Source organism: Microbacterium sp. KRD172, from assembly GCF_017168295.1.
Taxonomy (GTDB): Bacteria; Actinomycetota; Actinomycetes; order Actinomycetales; family Microbacteriaceae; genus Microbacterium; species Microbacterium profundi.
This window is the reverse complement of sequence record NZ_JABFAS010000002.1, coordinates 285643-312388: the sequence shown is the minus strand read 5'-3', so window position 1 is coordinate 312388 and position 26746 is coordinate 285643. Positions and strand designations below refer to the sequence as shown.

Here is a 26746-nt window from a genome sequence, read left to right as displayed (position 1 = left end):
AACCGGCACCCGTCCACCTTTTTTGGAATTGCATTTCCACAATGCGAGATTCGCACTTGTGGATCCGCAGGTGCGGGGTTATCCTTCATCTCATGACGCAATTTCGGATCAGCGAGGCAGCCGGCCTTCTCGGCGTGAGCGATGACACCGTGCGCAGGTGGTGCGCCGACGGCATCCTCTCGGTCGCGCGTGACGAGTCGGGGCGCCAGGTCGTCGACGGCGCCGAACTCGCTGCCCATGCGAAGGTCATGGCCACCGAGGTCTCGGACGTCGGTGACGTGCGCCGCAGTGCCCGCAACCGCTTCACGGGACTGGTGACGAAGGTCGAGATCGACGGGCTCATGGCCCAGGTCGAACTACAGTGCGGCCCCAATCGCGTCGTGTCGCTGATGTCGTCCGAGGCAGCCCGCGAGATGAGGCTCGACGTCGGCTCCAAGGCCGTAGCGGTCATCAAGGCCACCATGGTCATCCTCGAGACTGACAAGGAATCGCGCCCGTGACCACTGCCCCCCTCCGACGCGCGGGCGCAATCGCCATGCTCGTCGGCGCCCTCGGACTCGCAGGTTGCACAGGCAGCACGACGGATGCCGGACCCTCAGCCAGCACGGACACGTCAGGCTCCGATGAACCCACCGGCGAGCTCACGATCTTCGCCGCCGCGTCGCTCTCCGGAGCCTTCGATGAACTCGCGGCGCAGTTCGAGGAGCAGCATCCGGAAGTCGACGTCCTCCCGATCAGCTACGACGGATCGTCCGTGCTGGCGACGCAGCTGATCGAAGGCGCCTCTGCGGACGTCTTCGCCTCGGCTGACGAGCGGAACATGACCAAGGTCGCCGATGCAGGGCTGGCCGCCGAGGCAGAGGACTTCGCGACGAACACGATGCAGATCGCCGTGGCGCCTGGCAATCCGGACGACGTCGACGGCCTCGGTGCTCTCACCGACGACGAACTCATCGTCGTGATGTGCGCTGCCGAGGTGCCATGCGGTGCCACCGCGCACACTCTGCTCGATGCCGCGAGCGTCACCGTGACGCCCGCGAGCGAAGAGCAGAACGTGACATCGGTGCTGGCGAAGGTGAAGTCCGGCGAGGCGGATGCCGGCCTGGTCTACCGCACGGACGTCGCGGCCGCGGGAGACGCGGTGGATGCCGTCGACATCGAGGGCGCCGAAGCCGCGACGAACGTCTATCCGCTGACGGCGTTGACGGATGCTGCGAATCCGGACGCGGCGGCGGCCTTCATCGCCTTCGTGCTGTCGGATGCCGGGCAGACCGTGCTCCGCGACTTCGGATTCGGTGCGCCATGAGCGTTACGGCACCAGCCGTGACACGGTCGGCATCGGGCCCATCGCGGTCGGGGTCGGCCCTCCGGCGCATCCCGCCGTGGCTTGCCGTCCCCGCGGCGCTCGGCGCCCTTGTCCTCGTGCTGCCGTTCGTCGCGCTCCTGACACGGCTGGACTGGGCAGGCGTTCCTGCCGCGATCACCTCCCCGGCGGCGATGCAGGCGCTCACGCTCTCGCTCTCCACCGCGTCGATCGCGACCGTGATCTGCGTGATCCTCGGTGTTCCGCTCGCACTCGTGATCGCGCGGAGCCCGCAGTGGCTCGCCGCGATCCTGCGCACCTTGACGACCCTGCCGCTCGTGCTTCCGCCGCTCGTCGGCGGCATCGCGCTGCTCTCGCTTCTGGGGCGCAGCGGCATGTTCGGCGGGGCGCTGGCTGCCGCCGGACTGCAGATCCCGTTCACGACCGCGGCGGTCGTCATCGCGCAGGTGTTCGTCGCCCTCCCGTTCCTGGTCATCTCGGCCGAAGGAGCGCTTCGCACCGCGGGCACCGGCCACGAGCTGGTCGCGGCCTCACTGGGTGCGGACCGGTTCACCGTGTTCCGACGGGTCACGCTGCCGCTGGTCGCACCGGGACTGGTCGCCGGCACCGTGCTCTGCTTCGCCAGGGCTCTCGGCGAGTTCGGCGCGACGGCGCTCTTCGCCGGGAACGCCCCCGGCGTCACCCGCACGATGCCGCTCGCGATCTACACCGCCTTCAACGGCGCAGGCGTGCAGGAGGACACCGCGATCGCGCTGTCGCTGCTGCTCATCATCGTCGCGGTCGCGGTGCTCCTGCTCATGCGCGGCTGGCGTGCGGATGCCGTCCGATGACGCTCGAGGTCGACATCCGCGCCCGCGTCGGGAGCTTCACACTCGACGCGACGATCACCGCCGCAGAAGGCGAGGTGCTCGCCGTGCTCGGACCGAACGGCTCGGGGAAGTCGACGCTGCTCGGCGCGATCGCCGGGCACCTCGACAATCTCGGCCGTCACGCCGAGGTATCGGGTCGGATCGCTCTGGATGGTCGCGTGCTCGACCGCTCGGTGCCACCGGAGCGCAGGCGGATCGGTCTGCTCGGGCAGCACACCACGCTCTTCCCGCATCTGAGCGCGCTGGAGAACGTCGCGTTCGGACCACGTGCCCAGCGGATGCCGCGCGCCGAGGCCGCCGACGTCGCCCGCGGGCATCTGGCGGACGTCGGCCTCGCCGACCTCGCAGACCGACGGCCGGCGCAGCTGTCGGGTGGGCAGCGTCAGCGCGTCGCGCTCGCCCGCGCCTTGGCTGCGTCACCGGACGCCCTGCTGCTGGACGAGCCCTTCGCCGCGCTCGACGTGCAGACGTCGGCGCAGGCGCGGCGCCTGGTGTCTGAGCTTCGCGATCGCGTCAGCGTGCCGATGGTGCTGGTGACCCACGACCCGATGGATGCGGTCATGCTCGCGTCGCGCACGGTCGTGCTGCAGGAGGGGCGAGTGGTGCAGGAGGGGTCGACCAGGGATGTCCTCGGCCACCCGAACTCGCCGTTCGTCGCGGCCATCGCCGGTGTGAATCTCGTCTCGGGGGTCGCGGATCGCGACGGGGTGCTGCAGACGGTCGGCCGGCACGCATCCGAGACGGATGCGAGCACCCGCTGGATCGGACGCGGTGAGCCGCTCAGCCCCGGTGATGCCGGCACAGCGGTCTTCTCCCCCGGTGCCGTCCGGATCCACCCGGACGCGGCGTCGCCATCGACCGGTCGCAGGAGCAGCTCGACACCAACCGGTGGCCCTCCCAACACCTGGACCGGAACCGTCTCCCATCTCGAAGCGATCCCGGGCGGAGTGCGCCTGTTCACTGCCGAGCATCCGGACATCGCCGTGGATTGCTCATCCATGGTCGCCGTCGACGCCGGCGTGCGTCCCGATGCCGTGCTGACGTTCTCGATCCAGGAGCAGGACGTCTCGGTGCGCCGTACGCACTGAGCGGGTGCTACCGTTGCCCACACGAAAGGGCGGCGATGGCGATCATTCCGATTCCCGCACCAGAGCGGGCGACAGGGGCGTCGCGCCTGCCCTCGACCGGCGGGCTGGTCGACCGGTTCGATCGTCCGATGCGCGACCTGCGGATCTCGGTGACCGACCGCTGCAACTTCCGCTGCGTCTACTGCATGCCAAGAGCGGTATTCGGTCGCGACTATGCATTCCTCGATCGTGATGAACTGCTCAGCTTCGAGGAGATCGAGCGGATCGCCCGCGTCGCGGCGGCCCACGGCGTGCGAAAACTCCGGCTGACCGGCGGTGAGCCGCTGCTGCGCCGCGGGATCGAAGAGCTCATCTCACGTCTCGCCGCGCTGCGCACCCCGGAGGGCGACAAGCTCGAGATCGCCCTCACCACGAACGGCTCCGCGTTGACGGTGAAGGCGCAGGCGCTGAAGGATGCCGGACTCGGCCGGCTCACCGTCTCCATCGACTCTCTCGACGACGAGCTCTTCCAGCGGATGAACGATGTGCGCTTCCCCGTATCGCGCGTGCTCGACGGCCTCGATGCCGCCCACGCGGTCGGGCTCGGACCCATCAAGCTGAACATGGTCGTCAAGCGCGGCCTGAACGACGGCGAGATCGAGGCGATGGCAGCCCATTTCAAGGGCACGCCCTACACGCTGCGCTTCATCGAGTACATGGACGTCGGCACGTCCAACGGCTGGTCGCTCGACGAGGTGGTGCCGTCGGCGGAGATCGTCGAGCGGATCAGCGCGCAGCATCCGCTCGAGCCGGTCGGTGCCACAGTGACGGGCGAGACGGCGCAGCGCTGGCGCTACACCGACGGCTCCGGCGAGATCGGCGTGATCTCGTCGGTGACCAACACGTTCTGCGGCACCTGCAACCGCGCGCGCATCTCCACCGAGGGCAAGCTGTTCACCTGCCTGTTCGCCACAGAGGGGCACGATCTGCGCGCACTGCTGCGCGACGGCGCCGACGACGAGCAGCTCGCAGCGGCCATGGCGTCGATCTGGGGGGCGCGGGATGACCGGTACTCCGAGATCCGCTCGAGCCTCACGCCAGAGCTTCGCGCCTCACGCCAGCGGGTCGAGATGAGCTACATCGGCGGCTGAGCCGGCAGGTCAGAGACCGACCCACTCCGAGACGCCGTCTTCGTAGTGCTGCCGCTTCCAGATCGGAACGCCGCGCTTGATCTCCTCGACCACGATCTCGCAGGCTCGGAACGACTCGGCACGATGACCACCGGATGCTGCGGCATACAGCGCGATGTCGCCGATGCGCAGATCGCCCACCCGATGCGCTGCCGCCACCAGCAGCCCGGTCTCGGCACGTACGCGTTCGACGATGTCGGCGAGGAACCGCGCAGCATCCGGATGCGCGCGATAGTCGAGCGAGCGCACCGAGCGCCCTCCGTCGTGATCACGTACGACGCCGCAGAATGTCACGATGGCACCGTGCTCGTCGGAGCCCACCGCGGCCCGGACGGCCGCCTCGTCGATCGGTTCCTCTGAGATCAGCGCGAAGGTGGTCGTCATGAGTTCACTGTCTCCATCTGTGCGGCGTCGAGGCTCTCAGCATCCGGAACTGCATCCCCGACCACGTCTCCACCGACGGCGACGTAGGCCTGGATGCCGCCGGCGAGATACGTCACGCGGAACCCGCGCTCCATCAGCGTGCGCGCGGCGCGGCGGGAACGCGGGTCGCGCTCGCAGTAGATGACGACCGGCTCATCGCTCGGGGCTTCGGGACTCTCCCCCGCGTCCAGACGCCCCAGCGGCAGCAGCTGACCGCCGGGGATGCGACGCGCGCCTGCTTCGTGCGGCTCGCGCACGTCGAGCAGCCGTACCGGCCGGCGCTCCCTCATCCACTGCAGCAGCTCGGCTGCCGACGTCGTGTCCGCGTCTTCGGCCGACGGCTCGCTGCGAACTCCGCAGAACTCCTCGTAGTCGATGAGCTCCGTCACCGGTGCGCGCGTCTCGTCTGCGGCATATGCGATCTCGCGTGTGCGAGCCGTGAGGGCGTCGTAGAAGAGCACCCGGCCCAGCAGCGGCTCGCCGATCCCGACGACGAGCTTGATGACCTCGGTCGCCATGAGCGATCCGATCGCCGTGCACAGGCTCGGCAGCACCCCGCCCAGCTCGCAAGAGAGCGTCTCGTCCGCGGGGGGCGGCGAGGGGAACAGGTCGCGGAAGGTCGGCCCTTGGTCACGCCACGCGACTCCGACCTGCCCGTGGAAGCGCAGGATGCTGCCCCAGACGAGGGGCTTGCCCACAAGTTCCGCGGCGTCGTTCGCAAGATAGCGCGTCGGGAAGTTGTCGCTGCCGTCGACGATGAGGTCGTAGTCGTCGAGGATCGCGGGCAGGTTCTGCGATGTGAGCCGCTCGCGGTGGATGATCAGCTCGTGCGCCGGGTCGATCGCCCGCACGGTGTCGGCGAGCGAGTCGACCTTGGGACGCCCGATGTCGCCGGTGCCATGGCTGAGCTGACGGTGAAGGTTCGAGAGCTCGACGACGTCGTCATCGGCGACCCCGATGGTGCCGATGCCGGAGCCGGCGAGAACGGGAACGATCGCGCTACCGAGACCTCCGGCGCCGATCACCAGGACGCGGGCCGCGGCGAGCCGCCGCTGCGCATCCTCGCCGAACCCGGGCAGCATCAGCTGGCGGCTGTAACGTGTGATGCGCTCGGGCTCCAGCACGGGGCCCGGCTCGACGAGCGGGATCATGGTTGCAATAGTACGCGGCGATCTCCGCCCGCTGATGGTGAGATTCCACGATACGAAGATCGAATTCCACACTCTGAACTAGAATGGACAGCATGGCAATCGTGACGGTGCGATACTTCGCCGCCGCCTCTGAGGCAGCGGGTCGCGAGCAGGAACAGCTCGATCTCGGCCCCGATCCCACTCTCGGCGGGCTGCGCGAGGTTCTGGTGCGCAACTACGGCGAGCCGATGGCGCGAGTGCTCCGATCCGGTTCGTTCCTTCTCGATGGCGTCGTCCGTCGCGAACCCGACCACCCCACCGGTGCGCAGGTCGATATCCTTCCGCCGTTCGCGGGAGGATGATCGACCCATGACCTCGAATCCAGCCACTCCGGCCGAGCACGCCGATGCCGTGGCACAGCTGCTCGCCCCCGTCATCGACAGTCTCGCCGATGACGCGCGATCCGAGTTGATCGCGCTGAGCCCCGGCACAGCATCCGGCCGTGTCCTGTCGGCGGATGTTCGGAGCCCGATCAGCGTGCCGCCCTTCCGGAACTCGCAGATGGACGGATACGCCGTCCGCGCTGCCGACCTGGCGTCGGCCGCCGCCGAAGCTCCCGTGGCTCTCCGCATCGGCGCGACCAGCGCCGCCGGCGATGCGGTGCACGAGCATCTCTCCGGAACCGCGGCACCGGTGATGACGGGTGCGCCGATCCCGTCGGGGGCGGATGCCGTCGTGCCGATCGAGATCGCCGATCCGCCGCGCTTCATCGGGATCGGCAGCGGGGCCGTCGAGATTCCTGCGGACACGACCGTCCGGTTCCACGCCCCGGTGCAGGCCGGTTCGTTCGTGCGCGAGGCCGGTGCAGACCTCGCAGCAGGTTCGACGATCCTGCCCGCCGGCACGCGGCTCGGCCCTGCGCAGTTGGGGTCGCTGGCCTCCGCCTGTGTCACAGAGGTGCAGGTGCGTCCGCGTCCGGTCGCGCTGTTGCTCTCCACCGGTCATGAGCTGCGTGCACCTGGCGACGAACTCGAGCCCGGGCAGATCTACGACGCGAACACCGCCTCGCTCACGGCTGCGATGGAGGAGTCCGGTGCGATCGTCCGCGTCGCGTTCGCTCCCGACGACGCCTCGGCCGTGCTGGACGCGATCGCGCAGCATCCGGATGCCGACCTGATCGTGACGACAGGCGGAGTCAGCGCCGGTGCCTTCGAGGTGGTGCGCGATGCTCTCGCACCGGCCGGCGTGAGATTCGGGAAGGTCGCGATGCAGCCTGGCGGTCCGCAAGGGCTCGGCGCAGCGCGATTGTCTTCGGGCGGCAGCGAGCGCACGGTGCCGGTCATCGCCTTCCCCGGCAATCCGGTCTCCGCCCTGCTGTCGTTCGAGATGTTCCTCCGCCCGATCCTGCGCAGAGCCTCCGGGCTCGATCCCTCCCGTCGGGTGCAGCGAGCTCCCCTGGCCGAGGCGCTCAGCTCTCCGCGCGAGAAGCACCAGATCCGCCGCGGCGGAATCCGCGCAGACGGTAGCGTCGAGGTGGGAGCCCCAGGATCGCATCTGCTGCACGACTACGCGCGGGCGACGGTCCTGGTGCACGTTCCGATCGGCGTCGACGCGCTCCCTGCGGGCGCCGAGGTCGAGGTATGGAGAATCGATGAGTGACCTGACGCACCTGCGTTCCGACGGCTCGGCCCATATGGTCGACGTCACCGACAAGGCGGTCACACGACGCGAGGCGCGCGCGCAGGCGGTGCTCGTGACGACGGAAGAGGTCGTGGCGAAGATCGCCGACGGCTCGCTGCCCAAGGGCGAGGCGCTGGGAACGGCGCGTCTGGCCGGCATCATGGGCGCCAAGCAGACGTCGAACCTAATCCCGCTGTGCCACCCGCTGCCGCTGACCAAGCTGTCGGTCGACCTCGAGCCGCAGGGCGACCGGGTGCGGATCGTCGCGACGGCGGTGACCAACGGCGTCACCGGCGTCGAGATGGAGGCGCTGACCGCCGCGAACATCGCCGCGCTGACGCTCTACGACATGATCAAGGCCGTCGACAATCGCGCCGTGATCACCGACGTGCTCGTGCTCGCGAAGTCCGGCGGCAAGAGCGGCGACTGGTCGCGCGAATGACACGGACGGCAGCGGTTCTCGTCGCCTCGACCCGCGCATCGTCGGGCGCCTACGAGGACCGCACCGGTCCGGTGATCGCCGATTGGCTGCGGGCTCGCGGTTTCGAGGTGGCAGGGCCGGTCGTCGTGGCGGATGCTGCGATCGCCGAGTCGCTTGCAGGGTTGCTCGCGCAGCATCCGGATGTGCTTCTCACCACCGGCGGAACCGGCGTCTCGCCCGATGACCGCACGCCGGAGGCGACGACGGCGTTGCTGGACATGGAGCTGCCCGGCATCGCCGAGGAGGTGCGTCGCCGCGGGGTCGCGGTCACGCCGACCGCGATCCTCAGCCGCGCGGTCGCGGGCGTCGCCGGGCGCACGCTCGTGATGAACCTGCCCGGATCCAGCGGCGGCGTGCGCGACGGGCTCGCCGTTCTCGGCGACGTTCTCGATCATGTGCTCGACCAGATCTCCGGTGGGGACCACTCGGGGCACTGAACGCCCTGCGCGACCGACTCGGGGTTGTTCGTCTCAGGCAGTTCGCGAGGATGTTGCTGGCGATGTCTTGTGGTTACGCTCGATCCAAGCGCAGAGCACAAGAGTTTGGGAGCTGACATGACTTTCGTATTCAGTGACATGGCGATCTCCGCCGACGGGTTCGCATCCGGATTGGGCCAGACGGCGCAGAAGCCGTTCGGCGACTGCCTGATGGACGATCTGCTCCGCTGGCGGTTCGAGGGCGCCGAGGAGAACGCGGCCGAGATCGACGACATCGTGAATGCCGGAGCGTTCGTGATGGGACGCAACATGTTCGGTCCCGACCGGGGTGAGTTCGACCAGGACTGGACCGGGTGGTGGGGTCCCAATCCGCCGTATCACGGCCCCGTCTTCGTGCTCAGTCACCACACCCGCGAGCCGCTCGAGATGGAAGGCGGCACGACGTTCACTTTCGTGACCGACGGCATCGAAGCCGCCCTCGAGCAGGCGAAAGCAGTCGCGGGCACCGACGGGCGTGTGTCGATCGCGGGAGGAGCGACCACCGTCAACCAATATCTCAGGGCCGGACTGATCGACGAACTGCGCACCCATATCTCGCCGGTGATCTTCGGAGAGGGCGAGCGTCTCTTCCTCGATGTGCCAGCGCAACCCATGAGCATCGTCTCGGCGCGCGCATCCCGGCTCGTCACGCACATCACGTACCGGATCGGATGAGTCATGGGGCGGAAGTACCGGCTCCCATGACGACGGCAGCCGGTCGCGGCGTGCGCGCGAGCACTGCGTACCCCGGGGTGACCCCGGAGAGAGCGGAACACATCGTGAACCACTCGCCTCGTCCGCAAGCCAACGCACGGCGCCACGATAGCAAGGAACACCGACATCCGGACGGCGCCTGCAGCATCCGCCACCAGCCGGCCGGTTAGCATTCAGGAATGACGAACGCTGATCAGATCGACGACGTGCCCATCGGGGGCGAGGTCATCCGCCTCGGACAGTTCCTCAAGTTCTCCGGCCTGCTCGACTCCGGCGGCAACGCCAAGGAGGTCATCATCGACGGCTACGTGAGCGTCAACGGCGAGGAGGAACGCCGCCGCGGCCGACAGCTGCACGACGGCGACCTCGTCACGTTCGAGGGACGCACGGTCCGCGTTCGCCCGTGAGGCCGTGACACCCGCCGTGCGTGCGGCGGCCCACCGAAGCGCTCAGCCAGACCCTTCCAAGCGTCGGACAGGGCATGGCCGAGCCGTGCGAGTGCAGCGGTGTGCGTCACCGTGGCCGACCGGCGGGCGCCCGTCATGTGACAGATTGGAGTCGATGAACTCGCTCCCCGATCCGCTCGTCGCACCGCCCGGCCGCACGCTCCTCGTGGGCTTCGGGAAGCTCGGGCAGAGTCTTGCGCCGCGGCTGCTCGCCGACGGCGGAGAGGTCATCGCGCTGCGACGCAGCGACGATGCGCTGCCCGAGGGCGTCGACGGCATCCGCGCAGATCTTGCGTCTCCCCTGCAAGCGGGTCTGCCCGCGGTCGACGCGATGGTCGTCACGCTGCCACCACCCGGCGGCGTCGACGGTTATCGCACGGCGCTGGCCCACCTCGCGGATGCTCTCCCCCACGCTCCCGCACGCACGGTGTTCGTCTCATCCACCGGCGTCTTCGACGGCGCGGCATCCGCGCACCCCATCACCGAGCGCGACGAACCAGCGCCGGTAGGCGAACGTGCGCGCGGTCTGCGCGACGGCGAGCGCGCGGCGATCGAGCTGTTCGGTGCGGTGATCGTGCGACCGGCCGGAATCTATGGCCCTGGCCGGGGCTTCCTCCTTCGGCAGGTGAAGCAGCATACGGTCCTGAACCACCGGCGACGCACGAACCGCATCCACGAGGACGATCTCGTGCGCACGCTCGACCTGCTGCTGCGGATGCCGGAACCGCCGCCCCTCGTGCACGCCGTGGATGCGGCATCCGCCCCGCTGGGTGAGGTCGTCGGGTACATCGCGGGCACGCTCGGCGTCGACGCACCGCCCGACGACGCGTCGTCCGGACCGACCGGGTTCGTGCACGACGGATCGCTGCTGCGATCGCTGCTCGGCCGTCTGGAGTATCCGACTTATGTCGAGGGGTACTCCGCGATGATCGCGGAATCCGCACGCCGCACCGCGCGACCCGAGTAGTCGGGCGCGAGGTCACGCCGCGGGTGCGGGCAGGCCGTCCGTACCGAGATGACGCTGGAGCGCAGCGGAGATGTCGTCGAGGTTCGCGAGCTGCTGCGGGCTGAGAGCGTCGATGAAGAGCTCGCGCACCGCACGCAGGTGCGGCACGGATCCGGCTCGAAAGGACTCACGGCCGGTGTCGGTCGCTGTGACATCCACCCCGTGCACATCGTCGGTGCACGGTACGCGCCGGATCAGGTGGCGCTTCTCCATCCGCCCCAGATGATGCGAAAGCCGGCTGCGTTCCCATCCTATGAGCGCCGCCAGCTCAGCTGACCGCAACGTGTACTGCGGCGCCTCCGTGAGCGCGAGCAGCACCTGATAGTCGCCGCTCGAAAGCGACGATTCGCTCTGCAGGCGACTGCCGAGACGCGTGCGCAGCACCTGCGCGGTCTCGATGTAGTCGCGCCAGATGCGCAGCTGCTCCCGCGTGGGCATCGTGCGGTGGTTCTGGGCCATCTGGACTCCTCAGAATAGACACGTCAATACCCATGTTGCAGCATTGACACGTCAATCCGGATGCGCCGGGACGAGAAGGATGCTGATCATGGCGATTCGAATCGGTGACATCGAGTTCGGACTGAACTCCTTCGGCGATGTCGCCACCGATGGCGGGCGAGTGATGTCGGATGCTGAATCGCTGCGACTGCTCGTGGATGAGGCGCAGGTGGCGGAGTCCGTCGGCCTCGATGTGTTCAGTATCGGCGAGCACTACCGGGAGGGCATGGTCGACGCGGCCACCCCCGTGATCCTCGCCGCCGCAGCGCAGGCCACCTCGACCATTCGTCTCGGGACGTCGGTGACCGTCCTGTCGACGCAGGATCCGGTGCGTCTCTATCAGCAGTTCGCCACCGTCGACGGCTTGTCCGACGGGCGGGCGCACCTGGTGCTCGGACGCGCATCGGCGATCGAGTCGTTCCCGCTGTTCGGCTACGACATCGCCGAGTATGAGCAGATCTTCGAGGAGAAGCTCGAGCTGTTCCTGCGCCTGATGCGTGAGGACCGCGTGACCTGGAGCGGGCAGTACCGCGCACCGCTCGAGAACGTTCGCCTGCACCCGCGGATGCCCGAGGGTGGGATCCCGGCCTGGATCGGCATCGGCGGAAGCCCCGACTCGGTGGTGCGCGCGGCCAGGAACGGTCTGCCCCTCATGATGGCGATCATCGGCGGACGCCCCGAACGGTTCGCCGGGCACGCCGAGCTGTACCTTCGTGCACTTTCGCAGTTCGGTCAACCGGAATTGCCCATCGGTCAGCACTCCCTCGGCTTCATCGCCGACACCGACGAAGAGGCGAAGAACACGCACTGGACGCATTGGCAGCCGGTCGTGACCGCGATGAGTGAGGAGCGCGGCTTCTACGCGCCCACCCTCGAGCGGTACGAGACCGAGGTCAGAACCGGCGCACTGTACGTCGGGTCGCCGGAGACGGTCGCCCAGAAGATCGCGCGCATCGTCCGCGCCAACCACCTGTCCCGCTTCGATCTGAAGTACGACGTGCTGCACCTGCCGCGGGATGCGCGTGAGCACAGCATCCGCCTGTTCGGTGAACGCGTCGCGCCTCGAGTACGCGAACTGCTCGAAGACGACCCCGGCGAGTGGCACCTCACCGGGCGTACACCCGCAGAGATCGTCAAGGGCGGCAAGGCCGCCCACGCCTGAGCCCACCAGACCTGAGATCCACAAGAAGGAAGAGACCATGAGCGACTTCACCGACCTCGAGTTCGGCATCGACACGTTCGGAGACCTGCCCCGCGACGACCAGGGGACAGTCGTCTCGTATGCTGCGGCCATCCGCGCCACTGTCGCGGAAGCTGTGCTGGCCGATGACCTGGGCATCGAGGCGGTGGCGATCGGCGAGCATCACCGCCCCGAGTTCGCGATCTCGTCCCCGGAGACGGTCCTGGCAGGTATCGCGACGGCGACCCAGCGCATCCGGCTCGGCTCGGGCGTCACTGTCCTGTCGTCGGACGACCCTGTGCGGGTGTTCCAGCGCTTCGCCACTCTCGATGCCCTCTCGAACGGGCGTGCCGAGATCATCCTCGGCCGCGGATCCTTCACCGAGTCGTTCCCGCTGTTCGGCTACGACCTCTCGGACTACGAACTGCTCTTCGACGAGAAGATCGACCTGTTCCACGCCCTGCTCGACGAGAAGCCGGTCACTTGGGAGGGGACGACGCGCGCTGCGCTGCACGAGGCGGATGTCTTCCCGAAGACCGACTCGGGCCGGCTGCGCACGTGGGTCGGCGTCGGCGGCTCGCCGCAGTCGGTGATCCGCACGGCGCACTACGGGTTCCGGCTCATGCTCGCGATCATCGGCGGGGCGCCGGCCCGTTTCGCCCCGTACGTCGACCTGTACCGGCGGGCGACCGAGCAGTTGGGCACCACCGACCACCCGGTGGGCATGCACTCCCCCGGCTTCATCGCCGAGACGGACGAGGAGGCGAAGGAAGCGTTCTACCCCGGGTACAAGGTGATCCGCGACCGCATCGGAGCACTGCGCGGCTGGCCGCCGCTGCGTCGCTCCGAGTTCGAAGCGGATGTCGAGAGCGGATCTCTGTACGTCGGCTCGCCGGAGACGGTGGCGAGGAAGATGGTGGCCGCCATCCGTACGCTGGATGTCGGCCGGTTCGACCTCATCTACACGGCCGGCGGCGCCATGGCGGCGAGCGCACGGCTTCGCGCCGTGGAACTGTACGGCACGAAGGTGATCCCGATGGTGCGCGAACTGCTGGCAGAAGCGCCCGCGCAGTCCGTCGTCACCGGAGAGGCGTTCCGGCGATGATCGAGACGAACGGGAACAGGCCGACCGTCGGCATCCTGGGAGCGGGCAAGGTCGGGACCATACTGGCGCGGCTCGCGATCGCCGCGGGCTACCGCGTGCTCATCGCCGGATCCGGCGGCCCAGAGCGGATCGCGCTCACGATCGATGTGCTCGCGCCCGGCGCGACGGCCGTTGAGTCGACGGATGCTGCCAGGGAAGCGGACATCGTCGTGCTCGCGCTGCCGCTCGGGAAGTATCGGAATCTGCCGGTCGCGGAGCTCGAAGGCACGCTCGTGCTGGATGCGATGAACTACTGGTGGGAGACCGACGGCATCCGCGACGACCTGAGCGACCCGCGCACCTCTACGAGCGAGATCGTGCAGGAGTTCCTGCCGCAGTCGCGCGTCGTGAAGGCCCTGAACCACATGGGCTATCACGACCTCGAGGAAGAAGCGCGACCGTCAGGGGCGCAGGGGCGCAAGGCCATCGCGATCGCCGGTGACCGCGAGGCCGACGTCGCGCGCGTCTCCGAGTTCATCGAGGCTCTGGGCTTCGATCCCCTCGTCGCGGGGCCGCTCGCCGCCGGTGTTCTGCTCGAGCCGGGTAAGCCCACTTTCGGCGCCGATCTCCCCGTCGACGAGCTTCGTGCGCTCATCGAGGTGGCCGCCGCGTCGTCCCCCTCCCGGGCCACGAACGTCTGAGGTCCGGCTCTTCGGCTGGGCGCCTCCTCTTCAATTGCGCCTCACCTCTTCAGCTGCGCCCCACGCCGGAATCATCGGGGTTCTCCGCGAGAGCGCGGAGTATGTCGATCTGCCCTGTGTTCCAGGCGAGTTCGCTGAGGACGTGCGTGTAGATGCTCAGCACCGTGCGCGGGCTGCGCCCCGTGACGACATCGGCAAGATCGAGAACTGCGAGATTGGATCGCGAGTGCTGATGGATCTCTTGGCAGTGCTCGGTGACGGATGCGATGCTGTCGGACTTGCGAGCCTTCCACGAGTTCGCCGTCGCGAAGGGAAGGCCGAGTTCGGTGCGGGGCCGGCCGGTGATCGCTTCGCCGAACCAGACGCCCTCGACGTAGGCGGTGTGACGCACGACCCCGAGGAGCGAAGGTCGACCGGGTACCTGTACAGCGCGAGCCTGTTGTTCTGAGAGACCGTCGAGACTGCTCAGGATGAGCAGACGGTACTGCTCGATCCGCCTGTCGAAGTCCTGCCGCGTGGTGAAACCGGAGTCGATGTCGTCCTTGTCCATGGTTCGATCATCGCGCTGGTCGCCGACAATGCGCGCACCGCGTCGGAGTCACGGGGGCTGGCCGTCACGTTTCCGTGATCATCCACCCGGAGGACACGTTGGTGCGTGAGCACGTTGTCGGTGATCGAGTCGTAGCCATAGACGACAAGTTCAACGAACGGCACGGCGAGATACGCTTGGTCGCGAGTCCTTGGCTCCGAGGAGTATTCGTTTCGGTCGCGACGAAGCGGTGGGGAGGAAAGATGATCGATATCGACGAGCCCCTGGTGGCCGAACTCATATCGGAGCAGTTTCCACACTGGAGCACACTGCGAATTCGCGCGGTTCCGCAACAGGGGTGGGACAACCGGACGTTTCGCCTGGGAGATGACCTGTCCGTACGGTTGCCCAGTGGCGAGGCCTATGCCGCGGCTGTCGAGAAAGAGAAGCGCGCGCTCGACTTCCTCGACGGGAAGCTTCCGGTTCTTGTCCCCGGTGTCATGGCAGTCGGAGCGCCAAGCCAGGACTACCCGCTTCCCTGGTCCGTACGTCGGTGGTTGCCCGGCAACACGATCGACGAGAGTTCGCTGGTCGACCCGGTCTCCTTGGCCGTCGATCTGGGCTCCGTGTTGCGCGCACTGAGATCCCTCCCGACAGGTGCGGGCGCCTCAGCGGGACGACATTCCTTCTACCGCGGCTGTCACCCGAGCGTGTACAGCGATCAAGTGCAGCTTGCCCTCGAACGTCTGGGAGACGACGTCGATGCGGAGCGGTGCCGAGAGATCTGGCTCGCCGCGACGACGTCTGCGTGGGAGTCCGAGCCCGTCTGGTTTCACGGAGACATTGCCACCGGCAACCTCCTCACAGAGGAAGGAAGACTCTCGGCAGTCATCGATCTCGGCACATGCGGGATCGGCGACCCCGCATGTGATCTCGTCATCGCGTGGACCTACTTCGATGGCGAGGCGCGTGCGGCGTTTCGCGAGTCGGTCGCCCTCGATGATGCAACATGGCAACGCGCACGAGGATGGGCCCTCTGGAAAGCACTTGCAACCATGTCGGGCCAGTCCGGCCCAGACGCCGGGAGAGCTCAGCAGCGCGTGCTGGCCAAAGTCCTCTCCACAGTGCCCTAAGTATGTCTCCCGTTGAGACCCGAGCGCATCCAGCCAGCGACTCTGCGAAGTCCGTCCGCCATGACGTAACAGTCAAAGCACCGTCAGACGCTGATGAAGACTCTTGGTACGCACGGGCTGGCGGGGAGGGAGGAGTTGACATCAAGAACTTTGTGTACATACGATGTACGTACCCGAAGGAGACTCCGATGTCTGAGCCTGTAGTCGGCAATCGACTCGCCAAGAATCAACGGATCAACCTGCGCGCAACGGATCGGCAAGAATCACTGCTCCGTCGCGCTGCCGAGGCCACCGATCACACCCTCACCGAATTCATACTTGGGAGCGCCGTGGACCACGCCGAGCGTGTCTTGGCTGATCGTCGCTGGTTCGTCGCCACCGAGGAGCAGTTTGAGGAGTTCACTCGACTCCTCGACGCGCCTCTGCCGTCGACGACGAAGTTTGAGAAGTTGTTCGCTCGACCATCCGTTTTTTCGGATGAAGTGTGACAAACTTCAGCACCCCGCGAAAGCTTGAGAAGAGCGATCCCAGAGGCACATTCCACAGTGGAGCACCCGAGCTTGACGAGTGGTTCACGCGCTTTTCCTGGGAAAATCAGGCGGCAAACAATGCAACCACCTATGTCGCATGTCACGGTGAGCGAGTGGTTGGGTTCTACTCGATCACCATGGCCGCCGTAGCTCGCAATGAGGCCCCTTCTCGCGTTGCGGAGCGACGGCCCACCCAGATTCCATGCATCCTCCTCGCACGACTCGCCGTAGACGAGGATTTCAACGACAAAGGCCTCGGTTCGGGATTGCTCCGCGATGCCTTGCGCCGCTCATTCCACATCAGTGGGAGCATCGGGGCCGCCGCTGTGTTGATCCACTGTCGTGACGAGAGCGCTAAGAACTTCTACCTCCACCACGGGGACTTTCTCCAGTCGCCGGTCGAAGATCTGCACCTCATGATCCCGATGAAGGCCCTCCGTCAATTCGCGGAGTGAATCATCTCCTCAGCTTCGGCGAAGTCGTCTATCCACTCCGTGATAGATAGATATCGCACCTCCGGCTGCCCGCGGACAACGCTGAACCTACATCAGTTGAAGTCCCCGCCGGTCGCCATATCCGCGAACCGCGAGTAGTGACCCTGGAACGCGAGGTTGATCGTCGCGGTCGGGCCGTTGCGATGCTTGGCGACGATGAGGTCGGCCTCGCCCGGACGCACGTCCTTGTCGTAGACGGAGTCGCGGTGCAGCAGGATCACCATGTCGGCGTCCTGCTCGATCGAGCCCGACTCGCGCAGGTCGCTGATCTGCGGCTTCTTGTCCTGACGCGCCTCTGAACCACGGTTCAGCTGCGACAGCGCGATGACCGGAACCTGCAGCTCCTTCGCGAGCAGCTTGAGGGCACGGGAGAATTCCGAGACCTCCTGCTGGCGCGACTCGACGCGCTTGCCGCTCGTCATCAGCTGCAGATAGTCGATCACGACCATGCGCAGGCCCTCGCGCTGCTTCAGGCGGCGACACTTCGCGCGGATCTCGACCAGCGTCATGTTGGGGCTGTCGTCGATGAAGAGGGGGGCGTCGTTGATGCGCCCGCGGGTCGCGGCGACCGTGGTCCAATCGCGCGGGTCGAGCGTTCCCTTACGCATGTGCTGCAGCGGAATCGCTCCCTCTGCACTGAGAAGACGCATCGCGATCTCGCTCCTGCCCATCTCGAGGGAGAAGAACACCGTCGGCTGTTTGTGCCCGATCGCGGCTGCACGCGCGATGTCGAGCGCGAGCGTCGACTTGCCGACCGCGGGCCTCGCCGCCACGACGATCATCTGTCCGCCGTGCAGACCGTTCGTGAGTTCGTCGAGCTCTTTGAAGCCGGTCGGCACACCCGTCATCGAACCGTCGCGGCCACTGGCCGCCTCGATCTCCTCCATCGCGGCATCCACCGCGACCGTCAGCGGCACATAGTCCTCAGCAGTCTGGGTGCCGGTCACGGCGTAGATCTCGGCCTGCGCGTTGTTGACGAGGTCGGTCGCGTCACCCTGGCCGTCGTACCCGATCTGCACGATGCGCGTGCCGGCGTCGACCAGGCGGCGCAGGATCGAACGCTCGGCGACGATGCCGGCGTAGTACCCCGCGTTCGCGGCGGTCGGGACGATCGAGGTCAACGTGTGCAGGTAATCGGCGCCGCCGGCGCGGCCCAGCTCACCGGTCTTGATCAGTTCATCGGTGACGGCGACCACATCGGTGGGCTCACCATGCGAGTACAGCGAGAGGATCGCCTCGAAGATGAGCTCGTGCTTGGGGATGTAGAAGTCGGCACCCTTGAGGGTCTCGATCACATCGGCGACAGCATCCTTCGACAGAAGCATTCCGCCCAGAGCACTCTGCTCGGCGAGGAGGTCGTGCGGCGGCGTGCGCTCCGGCTTGCGCTGGCCCCCGAGGCGCTCCTCCGAGATGTCGGCAATCGACACTGTGCTCCCTTCGATGCGCTTGCTGCTGGTGCGGCGCGGGATGTGTGATCTCCGGTTGCCGTACGACGGCGGGTGTATCCGCGGTTGCACAGAGCGAACCACGTACCTCCGACATCTCGTCGCTCGTCCACGCTAGAAGGGCGCTACAGCACCCGCAACACAGCCTGTGGATAACTATGTGGAGAACGTGCGGAGAACCTCGGAGTGTCTGTGCACAACGGATGTGGATAACCCTGTGGTGCATCCCGATGTCAAGGTTTTTAAGCCCGTGTGAACTGGGCTTTTCCCACTCCCCAGCCTGTGGATGACAATCTGTTTAAACTCCCGATTGAAGGTTTGCCCCACCACGACGGGGTGTGTACAACCTGGGGAGAAGTCAAGCCCGATTTTTCCCGGGCGCGTCAGGTGGCGCCCCCTCCAGAAGGGGCAGGTCAAACCTCAATAAGCTCTGGACACGGATCATCGACACGAGTATCTTCGGGCAGGACGCATCCGCGTCGAGAACGTTCCTTCGGAGGGGGAGGTGAACGTGGCCGCTGCTGCACCCCGTCGGATCTTGAGCGGCATCGCCTGGGTCGCCTTCGGCGTGCTCGCGTGGGCGACGTTCACTGTTCTGATCGGTGGCAGCGCCGCGCACGCCGAGGAAGAGCCGGAGGCTCCGTTGAGCCCCCTGACCTCGCTCGTCGGCTCGACCGTGGACGACGTCTCTTCTCTCGCGACCCCGATCGCCACCGAGATCGTCGCGCCGGTGGTGGAGACAGTGGTGGAGACGGTGGTCGCTCCAGTGGTGCAGCAGACCGCACCGCAGATCGCCGAACGCACCATCGAGGCCGTCGTGTCGACGCCGATCGTCGGTGATTCCGTCCGGCCCGTTCTCGACCCGGTCGCCCCGCTCACGACCGGAGCCGTCGAAGCCGTCGCCTCTCCGCTGACCGGCGCGCTGCAGCACGCCCCTGTGGCGACGCTCACCGAGCCGGTTCTGCAGACACTCTCCGGCATCGCGGACGGGACAGTCGGTGAAGTCCTGACCGACCTCGGGATCACAGGCGCCCTGCGGGAGGTCGTCGAAGTCGTGGATGCGACCGCCGATCTGATCGGAGGCACGGCGGCCGGCACAGTGCCTCCCGTGCTCGGCGCTCTGACCCCGCCGGCAGCATCCGAAGTGCCCGGCACTGAGCCCGTGGCGGAAGCGCCCGTTCACCACGACGAGTCGGAACCTCCCTCGTCCGCACGCGTCGACGACGCGGTCGTCCGCGCTGCTTCCGAAGCGACCATCGGTCGGATGTCGACTCACGCCTTCGGACAGCTCAGTGCCGCGGCATCCGATGCTCCCCTTGCGGAACGGGATGCCGCGGCATCCACGCGACCGCACGAGAACAGGCACGCGCCACTGGCCGGCCTGTCCACGCCCCTGCCCTCAACGGGATCGGGCGGCGGCTCCCACGGCGACGCTGCGCGCCTCGGCGACTCCGCATTCGACCCGCTTCACACCTGGAAGCGAATTCTCGGCGCATCCGATGACGCACTGCCGTCATCACCGGTCGCCGGCACCGACGTCTCACCTGACTGACCGGGGTCTCGTCATCCCTCGTGGATGACCGACGTGTGCTGCGCGCGCACATCCGATCGCGCGCATCCAAACGACCCCATTTCAGTCAGGAGCTGAATCATCATGCATAAAGTCATCAAGCACGCCCTCTGGGGCGTCGTGGTAGCCGGCGGGATCACCCTGCTCGGCGCCACAGCCGCCAACGCGGCAGAGACCGACGGAGAGGACGGCATCCTCTCCGGCACCCAGGCGATCATTCCCGTCTCGGTTCCCGTCGACATCGTCGGCAACGCGGTATCCGTGCTCGGCATCTCCACCGTGGAGGCGCCAGCGCCAGCGCCGGCACCGGCTCCAGCAGAACCGGCAGCGGCACCGGCACCGGCACCGGAAGCCACGACAGGCGGCGCTGAGGGCGTCGCATCCGGTACGCAGGCCGTCGCCACGCTCGACGTCCCGGTGACCGTCCAAGACAACGCGGTGAGCGTCCTCGGCTCATCCTCAGCTGGCACCCCTGCCGCCGTACCCCAGAGCGATGATCCCCAGTCATCGCCGAGTGCGGCTCCCCAGACCGATGCTCCGGCGGCAGGGGTGCCGTCAACCACCACATCCGGCGTCGATTCGCTGCTCGGCGGTACCCAGGCGCTGCTCCAGGTGAACGTGCCCATCACGGTCACCGGAAACAGCGTCGCGGTACTCGGAACCAGCGATGCCTCGACTGCGGACGGGGCGGCGATGCCCGCCTCCTCTGCGGACGGCTCGTCGACGGCTCCCGTACCGGATGCTGTCACCGACGGCTCGGATTCGATCGCCGGCGGCACTCAGGTGATCTCACCGGTCACCGCACCGATCACGGTCACCGGCAATGCGATCAGCGTGCTCGGCACCAGCACCGTCCCCGGGAGCGGCAACGGCGCCGTCGGCACCGTGCCGGCCTCGGGTGGCGACATCGTGACCTCGGGTCGCGACTCGGTGCTCGGTGGCACGCAGATCGCGGCGCCGATCAGCATCCCCCTCACGATCGGCGGCAACGCCATCTCCCTGATCGGGACGAGCACCGTGACCGACCCTGGGCCGGGCACGACGCCGACCGATCCCGGCACTGACCCTGGAACGGGCCCTGGGACCGACCCGGGAACCGATCCTGGAACCGATCCTGGAACCGATCCTGGAACCGATCCTGGAACCGATCCTGGAACCGATCCTGGAACCGATCCTGGGACGAACCCTGGCACCGACCCGGGAACGAACGCCGGCGTCACGCCGACGGCGGGCGGTCACGGCTCAACGATCGTCCCCTCGGGTGAGCGCCTTGCCACCACCGGCGGCGGAGACGGGTTCATGCCCGCCGCCCTGGCGATCCTGCTGATGGTGTTCGGAGGAGGTCTGCTGCTCCGGCGCCGCATGGCCTGATCGCCACGCGCCACAAGGGCCACGCGCCACAAGGCACGACACGAGTGACCCGGCGGGTCGACGTCCTCAACAGGAGCCGTCGACCTGCCGGATCGCGCTGCCATCATGCCGGCGCCGCACGCACGCGGCATCCGCATCATCGTCGCAGAAACGCAGAACGCCCCCTGTCCCGAAGGGCAGAGGGCGTTCCGAAAGGTGTTGCGGACTACTTGGCCGCGACGACCTGGAGGGTGATGACGGCCACGACGTCTTCGTGCAGACGCACGGTCGCCTCGTGGTCACCGGTCGACTTGATCGGCGACGTGATGGTCACCTTGCGCTTGTCGATCGTGCCGAGACCGGCAGCCTCGACAGCGTTCGCCACGTGCTCGGTCTTGACCGAACCGAACAGGCGTCCGGCGCCGCCGGCCTTGACGGCCAGACGGACCTTCGTGTCCTCGATCTTGTCCTTGAGAGCAACGGCCTCGTCGCGATCGTGGATCGCACGCGACTTGCGTGCGGCCTGGATCGACTCGACCTGCTTTGCGCCACCACGGGTCCACGCCGTAGCGAAGCCCTGGGGGATGAGGTAGTTGCGGGCGTACCCGTTCTTGACCTCGACCACGTCGCCGGCGCTTCCGAGCCCGGCGACCTCATTCGTGAGAATCAGCTTTGCCATGTCGATACCCCTTAGCGGCCAGCGCCGGCGTAAGGCAGGAGTGCCATCTCGCGTGCGTTCTTGATTGCCGTGGCGATCAGACGCTGCTCCTGCACCGAGACACCGGTGATACGACGGGCGCGGATCTTGCCGCGCTCCGAGACGAACTTGCGAAGGGTTGCGACGTCCTTGTAGTCAATGACGCCGACCCGGATCGACTTCGCGGGAGCGGTGGGCTTGCCACCCTTCCGCGGCTTGCGGCGGTCGCCGCTCGACTTTCCAGCCATGGTTATTCCTTAAGATGTGTGCTTCGACCCTTCGACAGGCTCAGGGATCGAAACGGAGTTTAGAAGGGGGTGTCGTCGCCGAAGCTGCCAGGAGTGCTCCAGGCATCTGCGCTGGTCGAGGAACCGGGCGTTGACCACGGCTCCTCCGACACCTGCTGCTGCTGCGCGGGGCGCTGTCCTCCACCGCCGCCACCGGCACCGCCGGAAGCGGCACGGGTGACCTGTGCCGTCGCGTATCGCAGGGACGGGCCGATCTCGTCGACCTCGAGCTCGATGGCCGTGCGGTTGTTGCCCTCACGGTCCTGGTAGGAGCGCTGGCGAAGACGACCCTGCGCGACAACACGCATGCCCTTCGTCAGTGAACCCGCCACGTGCTCGGCGAACTCGCGCCACACGGACGCACGGAGGAACAGCGCATCGCCGTCCTTCCACTCGTTCGCCTGACGGTCGAAGGTTCGCGGCGTCGATGCGATGGTGAAGTTCGCCACCGGCAGCCCGTTCTGCGTGTAACGCAGCTCGGGGTCGGCCGTGAGGTTTCCCACCACGGTGATGACGGTTTCGCCGGCCATGAGCCTTAGGCCTTCGCTGCCTTGGCAGCCTTGCGGGCTGCCTTCTCCTCGGAGCGCTTGGCTTCGAAAGCGACCATCGCCTGAGCTTCTTCTGAGCGAAGAACCTTGGTGCGCATGATCTGCTCGTTCAGGCCCAGCTGGCGGTCGAGTTCCTGCGTGGCAGCGCTCGTCGCGGTGAAGTTGACGACGGCGTAGATGCCCTCGTTCTTCTTCTGGATCTCGTATGCAAGACGGCGCTTGCCCCAGATGTCGACCTTGTCAATCGAGCCACCATCGTTGGTGATGACCTTCAGGAACTTGTCGAGCGTAGGGGCTACCTGGCGCTCGTCGATCTCGGGGGTCAGAATGACCATGAGTTCGTACTGGTGCGTCACTTACCCACCTCCTTCGGACTAGAACGGCTTCCGGGCATTTCCCGAAAGCAGGAGGGTGTGTGCACGTGCCCGGCCGTGCGCGCAGGATGCACGCAGAAGACAGACAACCTGGACAGTCTAGCGGAGGCGCGGGCGTGTCGCGAACAGCATCAATCGACCGACCCCCGCGAGACCACCCAGCGATGCACGAATGCCGGCTCGATGGCGGCGATGCTTTCGAAGTCGGCGTCGTAGTGCACCACGCTCACGCGCCGGCCGTCCGTGCTGTACCGAAGCGCGGTGGCGGCGATCTGCAGATCGACGGCAAGGCGCGCCACCTCAGCATCCGGCTCGAGGAAGATCTTCGCCTTCATGCTCGCATCCGCGAAGCCCCACCCCTCGCGCACGTGCCAGAAGAGTTTCCCGGCTTCAGATGCACCTCGACCCGCGAAACTCTTCCGGCAACAGCTCCCCGGCCAGGACCCCACGAAAACGTTCAGACAACCGCCGGCGAACGGTCCGGCCTCAGCGGCGGATCGGGTCGTGATGCGGGGTCGGCTCGAGCGTGTAGTCGGTCGTGGCGTCCGACCACGTGTCCTCCCCCGCCTTGCCGCGCGCCCGGCGCATCGACAGGATGCCGTTCACGAGCGGTGCACCGATGCCCAGTGCGACACTTCCGAGCAGCGAACGGTCCTCGTCCGCGAGCACGCTCTTGCGGTGCCACGCGGCGTGGAGGGCGCCGCCGCGACCGGTCGGCACGACCTTCGCGCGCAGGCGCCCTTCGCGGCGCAGCGCGACGAGCTCCTCGACGCAGCGCCACCAGTTCGTGTGCGATTCCGGATGGAAGTAGTTGTCGCGCTGCCAGCCGGCGAGCGGATGCCGGAACCGGCGGCCGACGACCTCCTCGCCCCCTCCCAGCAGCCCGCTGCCGGTGAACACCGTGTTCAGCAGGGCCTTGTGCACGCCGAATGTGTCCAGAGCGATGACGGGGACCTTCTGCGCGAGCGCCTCGATCGCCGCAGTCGAGCTGACCGTCACCAACCCCTCGGCACGTGCGAGCGCCGTCGACATCGGCTCGTGAGAGATGACGAGGTTGCCCGGTCGGTCGGAGAGCAGATCGGCGTAGGCATCACGCTCCAGATGCGCCTCGGCCTCGCCTGGGCGCGAGCGCAGCTTGACGACGACGCGCTTGGCCGGATCCGCGACAGCCGCGAGGCGCAGCATCTCGGCGATCTGCTCGCGCTCGTGCCGCGCCGCCGGAACCAGTGCCTGGGCGGCGAACACGAGGTCCGTGCCGCCCGGTCCTGCGATCGGCGCGGCGGCGGGCGCAGCGACCGCGCGCGCGGACCGCGAGGCGCCACCCGTCGATGCACCGACCAGTTCGCGCTGCGAGACGCGAACGGACCCTGCTGTCACAGCATCCGGCGCCATCTGAGCGAAGGGAAGGGTCGCGAGCGCGGTCGGCACCTGGATGCCGATGCGACGACCCAACTCGGCGAAGGCCCGCTCCTCACGGTGCGAGTGCACGACCATCAGGTCGCTCTCGCGCCGGTACTCGAGCGCGCCGCGCTGGGCGGGGATCGACATGCCCGGCAGCCCGCTCACCACGACCGGCCGGTGCGACAGCCGGTCGATCTGGCGCGCGATCAGCCGCACGAACGGTCCGCGTCCGGAGAGCACGACCACGTCGGGCTGATGCCCCCTCAGCCATCCGTGCACCTCGTCGAAGCCGAGACGGGTGGTGTCAGCATCCGTGAAACTCGTGCCCGTGAGGGCTGTGCGCTCCTGCGCCGGGCTGACCGTGAGCGGGGTGCGCACGAGCAGCATGTGGCGGCGGATGCCCTCGACGCCCGACAGCAGCGACGCCGACCACTTCACGAAGGAGTCTGCATCCGCGATCGCGACGACGCGGAGTTCGACCGTGCTGACGACCGTGCTCATGCTCATGCCGGAACGCGACGCAGCTTCGCCATGGGGGCCTGCTCGCCGGGGAAGACGCGCTTGACGCCGTCGCCGAGAGCGGTCTCGATCACGCGGATGTCGCGCACGAGGTGCGAAAGTCCGGTCGGCTCGAGCGATGCGGCGTGGTCGGATCCCCACATGGTGCGATCGAGCGTGATGTGCCGTTCGACGGCCACTGCGCCGAGCGCTATGGCCGCGAGCGAGATCTGCAGTCCGCGCTCGTGTCCGGAGTATCCGATCGGCACACCGGGGTAGCGGTCGCGGAGCGTCGTGATGACGCGGAGGTTGGCCTCCTCCGGCTCCATCGGATACGTCGACGTCGCGTGCATGAGCACGACCCGGTCGGTGCCGAGGGTCTCGAGCGCGCGATCGATCTGCTCGATCGTCGACATGCCGGACGAGAGGATGATGGGCTTGCCCGTCTCGCGCAGTGCGGTGAGCAGTTCGAGGTCGGTGACGCTGGCCGAGGCGACCTTGTGCGCGACGACGTTCAGGTCTTCCAGGAATGCGACGCTGGGCACGTCCCACGGCGATGCGAACCAGTCGAGCCCGCGCAGCGTGGCGTGGTCGCCGACCTCCACGTACTCATCGCGGCCGAACTCGACGCGGCGGCGGTAGTCGAGGTAGGTCATGGTGCCCCACGGCGTCTCTCGCGGCACGTCGCGCATGTGCTCGGGAGTGGCGATCTCGGGGGTGCGCTTCTGGAACTTCACCGCATCAGCGCCGGCCTCCGCCGCGACGTCGATGAGTCGCTTGGCGATGTCTACATCGCCGTTGTGATTCAGGCCGATCTCAGCGATGACGTAGGCGGGCTGGCCGCCTCCGATGACACGTGATCCGATGCTGACAGTCATGGTGCTCCTCCGGTCGTCGTACCCCTCATTCCTGAGTACGCCGCGACTGTGAACATCGCGCGAACCCGGGGTTACCGGGGTCGGTCGGCTGTCAGAACGCGCTCGATGAGCTCGCGCACCGCGCCTTGCCCGCCCGACTTCGACAGCACGACCCTCGCGGCTGCGCGTACCTCGGGATGCGCGTTCGCGACCGCAACGGGCCAGCCCACGATGCGCATGGCCGGCAGGTCGTTGACGTCGTTGCCGAGATACGCGATGTCGGCGAGGGCGATGTCGTTCTCGGCGGCCCATACGGCGAGCGCCTCTTCTTTGTCGTCGACGCCGTACAGCACCGGAACGCGGAGCTTGTCGGCTCTGGCCCTGACGACCGGATTGACCTCGGTGGAGAGGATGAGCATCGGGATGCCGGCACGCCTGAGCCGCGCGACTCCCATCCCGTCCTCTCTGCTGACACGCACCTGCTCGCGCCCCTCAGCGTCGACCATGGCGGTGTCGTCGGTGTGCACGCCGTCGAAGTCGGTGACGACGGCTGTGACCGCGATGCTCTCGCACTGGTCCACGAGTGGGGCGAGAGCGGATGCCGCGGCGAGCTGCTGCTCGTCGTCGATCTCGATCGCCGACCGCTCCGGGACCTCGACGATCCCGATCCGGCCGAAGAAGCGATGCCTGGCCCGGCGGAAGCCGCCCGCCTGGAACACGTAGAAGGCGCCGGTCTCGAGGTAGTGCGGTTCGCGGTCCTGGCG

General features: G+C 67.4%; 33 protein-coding genes. 20 read left to right on the top strand and 13 right to left on the bottom strand.

From position 1 onward, the window contains the following. Positions 1–92 precede the first annotated feature (92 nt). Genes J1M43_RS01710 through moaA form a run of 5 tightly spaced genes read left to right on the top strand, consistent with a single transcriptional unit; the run spans position 93 to position 4411 of the window. Positions 93–500 (top strand): molybdopterin-binding protein, encoded by a 408-nt coding sequence (locus J1M43_RS01710; protein ID WP_206475529.1) that lies wholly within the window; start codon positions 93–95, stop codon positions 498–500. Continuing rightward, entirely contained in the window at positions 497–1306 is an 810-nt protein-coding gene (gene modA, locus J1M43_RS01705; RefSeq protein WP_307823194.1) for a molybdate ABC transporter substrate-binding protein, read from the top strand. Before J1M43_RS01710 ends, modA begins: the two co-directional genes overlap by 4 nt. Further along, positions 1303–2154 (top strand): ABC transporter permease, encoded by an 852-nt coding sequence (locus tag J1M43_RS01700; RefSeq protein WP_206475528.1) that lies wholly within the window; start codon positions 1303–1305, stop codon positions 2152–2154. Before modA ends, J1M43_RS01700 begins: the two co-directional genes overlap by 4 nt. Continuing rightward, on the top strand, positions 2151–3281 hold the full coding sequence (locus J1M43_RS01695; RefSeq protein ID WP_206475527.1) for a sulfate/molybdate ABC transporter ATP-binding protein: 1131 nt from the start codon (positions 2151–2153) through the stop codon (positions 3279–3281). Before J1M43_RS01700 ends, J1M43_RS01695 begins: the two co-directional genes overlap by 4 nt. Before the next feature lie 35 nt (positions 3282–3316). Beyond that, complete coding sequence (gene moaA, locus J1M43_RS01690) at positions 3317–4411, top strand: GTP 3',8-cyclase MoaA (RefSeq protein WP_206475526.1); 1095 nt, start codon at positions 3317–3319, stop codon at positions 4409–4411. A gap of 9 nt (positions 4412–4420) precedes the next feature. On the opposite strand, the gene J1M43_RS01685 is transcribed toward moaA, so the two are convergent. Together J1M43_RS01685 and J1M43_RS01680 are read right to left on the bottom strand one after the other, a co-directional pair. Next, positions 4421–4834, bottom strand: coding sequence for a molybdenum cofactor biosynthesis protein MoaE (locus J1M43_RS01685; protein WP_206475525.1), 414 nt, complete (start codon positions 4832–4834; stop codon positions 4421–4423). Continuing rightward, positions 4831–6024, bottom strand: a complete 1194-nt coding sequence (locus tag J1M43_RS01680) for a ThiF family adenylyltransferase (protein ID WP_206475524.1) — start codon at positions 6022–6024, stop codon at positions 4831–4833. Before J1M43_RS01680 ends, J1M43_RS01685 begins: the two co-directional genes overlap by 4 nt. A gap of 92 nt (positions 6025–6116) precedes the next feature. Between J1M43_RS01680 and J1M43_RS01675 the strand changes: the two genes are divergently transcribed. From J1M43_RS01675 to J1M43_RS01645, 7 genes are all read left to right on the top strand, one after another. Further along, a complete protein-coding gene (locus J1M43_RS01675) occupies positions 6117–6365 on the top strand; it encodes a MoaD/ThiS family protein (protein WP_033105644.1) in 249 nt (82 codons plus the stop codon). 7 nt (positions 6366–6372) lie between these two features. Next, complete coding sequence (glp, locus tag J1M43_RS01670) at positions 6373–7662, top strand: gephyrin-like molybdotransferase Glp (RefSeq protein ID WP_206475523.1); 1290 nt, start codon at positions 6373–6375, stop codon at positions 7660–7662. After that, positions 7655–8125, top strand: coding sequence for a cyclic pyranopterin monophosphate synthase MoaC (gene moaC / locus J1M43_RS01665; protein WP_188435254.1), 471 nt, complete (start codon positions 7655–7657; stop codon positions 8123–8125). Before glp ends, moaC begins: the two co-directional genes overlap by 8 nt. Continuing rightward, a complete protein-coding gene (locus J1M43_RS01660) occupies positions 8122–8601 on the top strand; it encodes a molybdenum cofactor biosynthesis protein B (RefSeq protein ID WP_206475522.1) in 480 nt (159 codons plus the stop codon). The genes moaC and J1M43_RS01660 overlap by 4 nt, the downstream gene beginning before the upstream one ends. Positions 8602–8718: 117 nt before the next feature. Further along, positions 8719–9315, top strand: a complete 597-nt coding sequence (locus J1M43_RS01655; RefSeq protein ID WP_033105640.1) for a dihydrofolate reductase family protein — start codon at positions 8719–8721, stop codon at positions 9313–9315. A 218-nt stretch (positions 9316–9533) separates the two neighbouring features. Further along, positions 9534–9761, top strand: a complete 228-nt coding sequence (locus J1M43_RS01650; protein WP_033105639.1) for an RNA-binding S4 domain-containing protein — start codon at positions 9534–9536, stop codon at positions 9759–9761. 154 nt (positions 9762–9915) lie between these two features. Further along, positions 9916–10767 carry a sugar nucleotide-binding protein gene (locus J1M43_RS01645; RefSeq protein ID WP_206475521.1) on the top strand — a complete coding sequence of 284 codons (852 nt, stop codon included), beginning with the start codon at positions 9916–9918 and terminating at the stop codon, positions 10765–10767. A 12-nt stretch (positions 10768–10779) separates the two neighbouring features. On the opposite strand, the gene J1M43_RS01640 is transcribed toward J1M43_RS01645, so the two are convergent. Then, complete coding sequence (locus J1M43_RS01640; RefSeq protein WP_206475520.1) at positions 10780–11265, bottom strand: MarR family winged helix-turn-helix transcriptional regulator; 486 nt, start codon at positions 11263–11265, stop codon at positions 10780–10782. A gap of 88 nt (positions 11266–11353) precedes the next feature. On the opposite strand from J1M43_RS01640, the gene J1M43_RS01635 reads away from it, so the two are divergent. From J1M43_RS01635 to J1M43_RS01625, 3 genes are read left to right on the top strand one after another with little or no spacing between them, the layout of a single operon-like run. Further along, positions 11354–12466: an LLM class flavin-dependent oxidoreductase gene (locus J1M43_RS01635; protein ID WP_206475519.1), complete on the top strand. Its 1113-nt coding sequence runs from the start codon at positions 11354–11356 to the stop codon at positions 12464–12466. A 37-nt stretch (positions 12467–12503) separates the two neighbouring features. Further along, positions 12504–13589 carry an LLM class flavin-dependent oxidoreductase gene (locus J1M43_RS01630; protein WP_206475518.1) on the top strand — a complete coding sequence of 362 codons (1086 nt, stop codon included), beginning with the start codon at positions 12504–12506 and terminating at the stop codon, positions 13587–13589. Next, the gene (locus tag J1M43_RS01625; protein ID WP_206475517.1) at positions 13586–14269 is read left to right on the top strand and encodes an NADPH-dependent F420 reductase; all 684 of its coding nucleotides are present in this window, start codon (positions 13586–13588) and stop codon (positions 14267–14269) included. Before J1M43_RS01630 ends, J1M43_RS01625 begins: the two co-directional genes overlap by 4 nt. Before the next feature lie 49 nt (positions 14270–14318). On the opposite strand, the gene J1M43_RS01620 is transcribed toward J1M43_RS01625, so the two are convergent. Then, positions 14319–14819: a DUF664 domain-containing protein gene (locus J1M43_RS01620; RefSeq protein ID WP_206475516.1), complete on the bottom strand. Its 501-nt coding sequence runs from the start codon at positions 14817–14819 to the stop codon at positions 14319–14321. A gap of 74 nt (positions 14820–14893) precedes the next feature. Between J1M43_RS01620 and J1M43_RS01615 the strand changes: the two genes are divergently transcribed. From J1M43_RS01615 to J1M43_RS01605, 3 genes are all read left to right on the top strand, one after another. Further along, positions 14894–15931 carry an aminoglycoside phosphotransferase family protein gene (locus J1M43_RS01615; RefSeq protein WP_307823193.1) on the top strand — a complete coding sequence of 346 codons (1038 nt, stop codon included), beginning with the start codon at positions 14894–14896 and terminating at the stop codon, positions 15929–15931. 188 nt (positions 15932–16119) lie between these two features. Then, the gene (locus J1M43_RS01610) at positions 16120–16419 is read left to right on the top strand and encodes a DUF1778 domain-containing protein (RefSeq protein WP_206475515.1); all 300 of its coding nucleotides are present in this window, start codon (positions 16120–16122) and stop codon (positions 16417–16419) included. Beyond that, entirely contained in the window at positions 16416–16916 is a 501-nt protein-coding gene (locus J1M43_RS01605) for a GNAT family N-acetyltransferase (RefSeq protein ID WP_206475514.1), read from the top strand. Before J1M43_RS01610 ends, J1M43_RS01605 begins: the two co-directional genes overlap by 4 nt. A 92-nt stretch (positions 16917–17008) precedes the next feature. On the opposite strand, the gene dnaB is transcribed toward J1M43_RS01605, so the two are convergent. Further along, a complete protein-coding gene (gene dnaB / locus J1M43_RS01600; RefSeq protein WP_206475513.1) occupies positions 17009–18382 on the bottom strand; it encodes a replicative DNA helicase in 1374 nt (457 codons plus the stop codon). A 529-nt stretch (positions 18383–18911) separates the two neighbouring features. On the opposite strand from dnaB, the gene J1M43_RS01595 reads away from it, so the two are divergent. Continuing rightward, positions 18912–19952 (top strand): hypothetical protein, encoded by a 1041-nt coding sequence (locus J1M43_RS01595; protein ID WP_206475512.1) that lies wholly within the window; start codon positions 18912–18914, stop codon positions 19950–19952. Positions 19953–20054: 102 nt separating this feature from the next. Then, a complete protein-coding gene (locus tag J1M43_RS01590; protein WP_206475511.1) occupies positions 20055–21341 on the top strand; it encodes a chaplin family protein in 1287 nt (428 codons plus the stop codon). Positions 21342–21546: 205 nt separating this feature from the next. On the opposite strand, the gene rplI is transcribed toward J1M43_RS01590, so the two are convergent. The 8 genes from rplI to J1M43_RS01550 all read right to left on the bottom strand — a co-directional run. Beyond that, entirely contained in the window at positions 21547–21999 is a 453-nt protein-coding gene (gene rplI / locus J1M43_RS01585; RefSeq protein WP_033105628.1) for a 50S ribosomal protein L9, read from the bottom strand. A gap of 11 nt (positions 22000–22010) precedes the next feature. Beyond that, entirely contained in the window at positions 22011–22265 is a 255-nt protein-coding gene (gene rpsR, locus J1M43_RS01580; protein ID WP_017829850.1) for a 30S ribosomal protein S18, read from the bottom strand. Positions 22266–22324: 59 nt separating this feature from the next. Next, the gene (locus J1M43_RS01575) at positions 22325–22834 is read right to left on the bottom strand and encodes a single-stranded DNA-binding protein (RefSeq protein ID WP_033105627.1); all 510 of its coding nucleotides are present in this window, start codon (positions 22832–22834) and stop codon (positions 22325–22327) included. A 5-nt stretch (positions 22835–22839) separates the two neighbouring features. Then, positions 22840–23208 carry a 30S ribosomal protein S6 gene (gene rpsF, locus J1M43_RS01570; RefSeq protein WP_033105626.1) on the bottom strand — a complete coding sequence of 123 codons (369 nt, stop codon included), beginning with the start codon at positions 23206–23208 and terminating at the stop codon, positions 22840–22842. Between the two features lie 149 nt (positions 23209–23357). Beyond that, the gene (locus tag J1M43_RS01565; protein ID WP_152594837.1) at positions 23358–23561 is read right to left on the bottom strand and encodes a hypothetical protein; all 204 of its coding nucleotides are present in this window, start codon (positions 23559–23561) and stop codon (positions 23358–23360) included. A 151-nt stretch (positions 23562–23712) separates the two neighbouring features. Next, the gene (locus J1M43_RS01560) at positions 23713–25134 is read right to left on the bottom strand and encodes a DUF6716 putative glycosyltransferase (RefSeq protein ID WP_206475510.1); all 1422 of its coding nucleotides are present in this window, start codon (positions 25132–25134) and stop codon (positions 23713–23715) included. After that, entirely contained in the window at positions 25131–26003 is an 873-nt protein-coding gene (locus tag J1M43_RS01555) for an N-acetylneuraminate synthase family protein (protein ID WP_206475509.1), read from the bottom strand. The genes J1M43_RS01560 and J1M43_RS01555 overlap by 4 nt, the downstream gene beginning before the upstream one ends. 71 nt (positions 26004–26074) lie before the next feature. Continuing rightward, positions 26075–26746, bottom strand: a 672-nt coding sequence (locus J1M43_RS01550; RefSeq protein ID WP_206475508.1) for an HAD hydrolase family protein, incomplete at its 5' end; no start/stop codon positions are given.

What these genes read in the sequence shown, in the direction of transcription:
- J1M43_RS01560 (WP_206475510.1), bottom strand. Translation starts at nt 25,134, where the DNA reads ATGAGCATGAGCACGGTCGTCAGCACGGTCGAACTCCGCGTCGTCGCG.
- J1M43_RS01680 (WP_206475524.1), bottom strand. Translation starts at nt 6,024, where the DNA reads ATGATCCCGCTCGTCGAGCCGGGCCCCGTGCTGGAGCCCGAGCGCATC.
- J1M43_RS01700 (WP_206475528.1), top strand. Translation starts at nt 1,303, where the DNA reads ATGAGCGTTACGGCACCAGCCGTGACACGGTCGGCATCGGGCCCATCG.
- moaC (WP_188435254.1), top strand. Translation starts at nt 7,655, where the DNA reads ATGAGTGACCTGACGCACCTGCGTTCCGACGGCTCGGCCCATATGGTC.
- rplI (WP_033105628.1), bottom strand. Translation starts at nt 21,999, where the DNA reads ATGGCAAAGCTGATTCTCACGAATGAGGTCGCCGGGCTCGGAAGCGCC.
- glp (WP_206475523.1), top strand. Translation starts at nt 6,373, where the DNA reads ATGACCTCGAATCCAGCCACTCCGGCCGAGCACGCCGATGCCGTGGCA.
- J1M43_RS01575 (WP_033105627.1), bottom strand. Translation starts at nt 22,834, where the DNA reads ATGGCCGGCGAAACCGTCATCACCGTGGTGGGAAACCTCACGGCCGAC.
- J1M43_RS01685 (WP_206475525.1), bottom strand. Translation starts at nt 4,834, where the DNA reads ATGACGACCACCTTCGCGCTGATCTCAGAGGAACCGATCGACGAGGCG.
- J1M43_RS01655 (WP_033105640.1), top strand. Translation starts at nt 8,719, where the DNA reads ATGACTTTCGTATTCAGTGACATGGCGATCTCCGCCGACGGGTTCGCA.
- J1M43_RS01640 (WP_206475520.1), bottom strand. Translation starts at nt 11,265, where the DNA reads ATGGCCCAGAACCACCGCACGATGCCCACGCGGGAGCAGCTGCGCATC.
- J1M43_RS01555 (WP_206475509.1), bottom strand. Translation starts at nt 26,003, where the DNA reads ATGACTGTCAGCATCGGATCACGTGTCATCGGAGGCGGCCAGCCCGCC.
- J1M43_RS01620 (WP_206475516.1), bottom strand. Translation starts at nt 14,819, where the DNA reads ATGGACAAGGACGACATCGACTCCGGTTTCACCACGCGGCAGGACTTC.
- J1M43_RS01630 (WP_206475518.1), top strand. Translation starts at nt 12,504, where the DNA reads ATGAGCGACTTCACCGACCTCGAGTTCGGCATCGACACGTTCGGAGAC.
- rpsR (WP_017829850.1), bottom strand. Translation starts at nt 22,265, where the DNA reads ATGGCTGGAAAGTCGAGCGGCGACCGCCGCAAGCCGCGGAAGGGTGGC.
- J1M43_RS01675 (WP_033105644.1), top strand. Translation starts at nt 6,117, where the DNA reads ATGGCAATCGTGACGGTGCGATACTTCGCCGCCGCCTCTGAGGCAGCG.
- J1M43_RS01650 (WP_033105639.1), top strand. Translation starts at nt 9,534, where the DNA reads ATGACGAACGCTGATCAGATCGACGACGTGCCCATCGGGGGCGAGGTC.
- J1M43_RS01625 (WP_206475517.1), top strand. Translation starts at nt 13,586, where the DNA reads ATGATCGAGACGAACGGGAACAGGCCGACCGTCGGCATCCTGGGAGCG.
- J1M43_RS01695 (WP_206475527.1), top strand. Translation starts at nt 2,151, where the DNA reads ATGACGCTCGAGGTCGACATCCGCGCCCGCGTCGGGAGCTTCACACTC.
- moaA (WP_206475526.1), top strand. Translation starts at nt 3,317, where the DNA reads ATGGCGATCATTCCGATTCCCGCACCAGAGCGGGCGACAGGGGCGTCG.
- J1M43_RS01710 (WP_206475529.1), top strand. Translation starts at nt 93, where the DNA reads ATGACGCAATTTCGGATCAGCGAGGCAGCCGGCCTTCTCGGCGTGAGC.
- J1M43_RS01645 (WP_206475521.1), top strand. Translation starts at nt 9,916, where the DNA reads ATGAACTCGCTCCCCGATCCGCTCGTCGCACCGCCCGGCCGCACGCTC.
- J1M43_RS01660 (WP_206475522.1), top strand. Translation starts at nt 8,122, where the DNA reads ATGACACGGACGGCAGCGGTTCTCGTCGCCTCGACCCGCGCATCGTCG.
- J1M43_RS01635 (WP_206475519.1), top strand. Translation starts at nt 11,354, where the DNA reads ATGGCGATTCGAATCGGTGACATCGAGTTCGGACTGAACTCCTTCGGC.
- J1M43_RS01565 (WP_152594837.1), bottom strand. Translation starts at nt 23,561, where the DNA reads ATGAAGGCGAAGATCTTCCTCGAGCCGGATGCTGAGGTGGCGCGCCTT.
- J1M43_RS01590 (WP_206475511.1), top strand. Translation starts at nt 20,055, where the DNA reads ATGCATAAAGTCATCAAGCACGCCCTCTGGGGCGTCGTGGTAGCCGGC.
- J1M43_RS01610 (WP_206475515.1), top strand. Translation starts at nt 16,120, where the DNA reads ATGTCTGAGCCTGTAGTCGGCAATCGACTCGCCAAGAATCAACGGATC.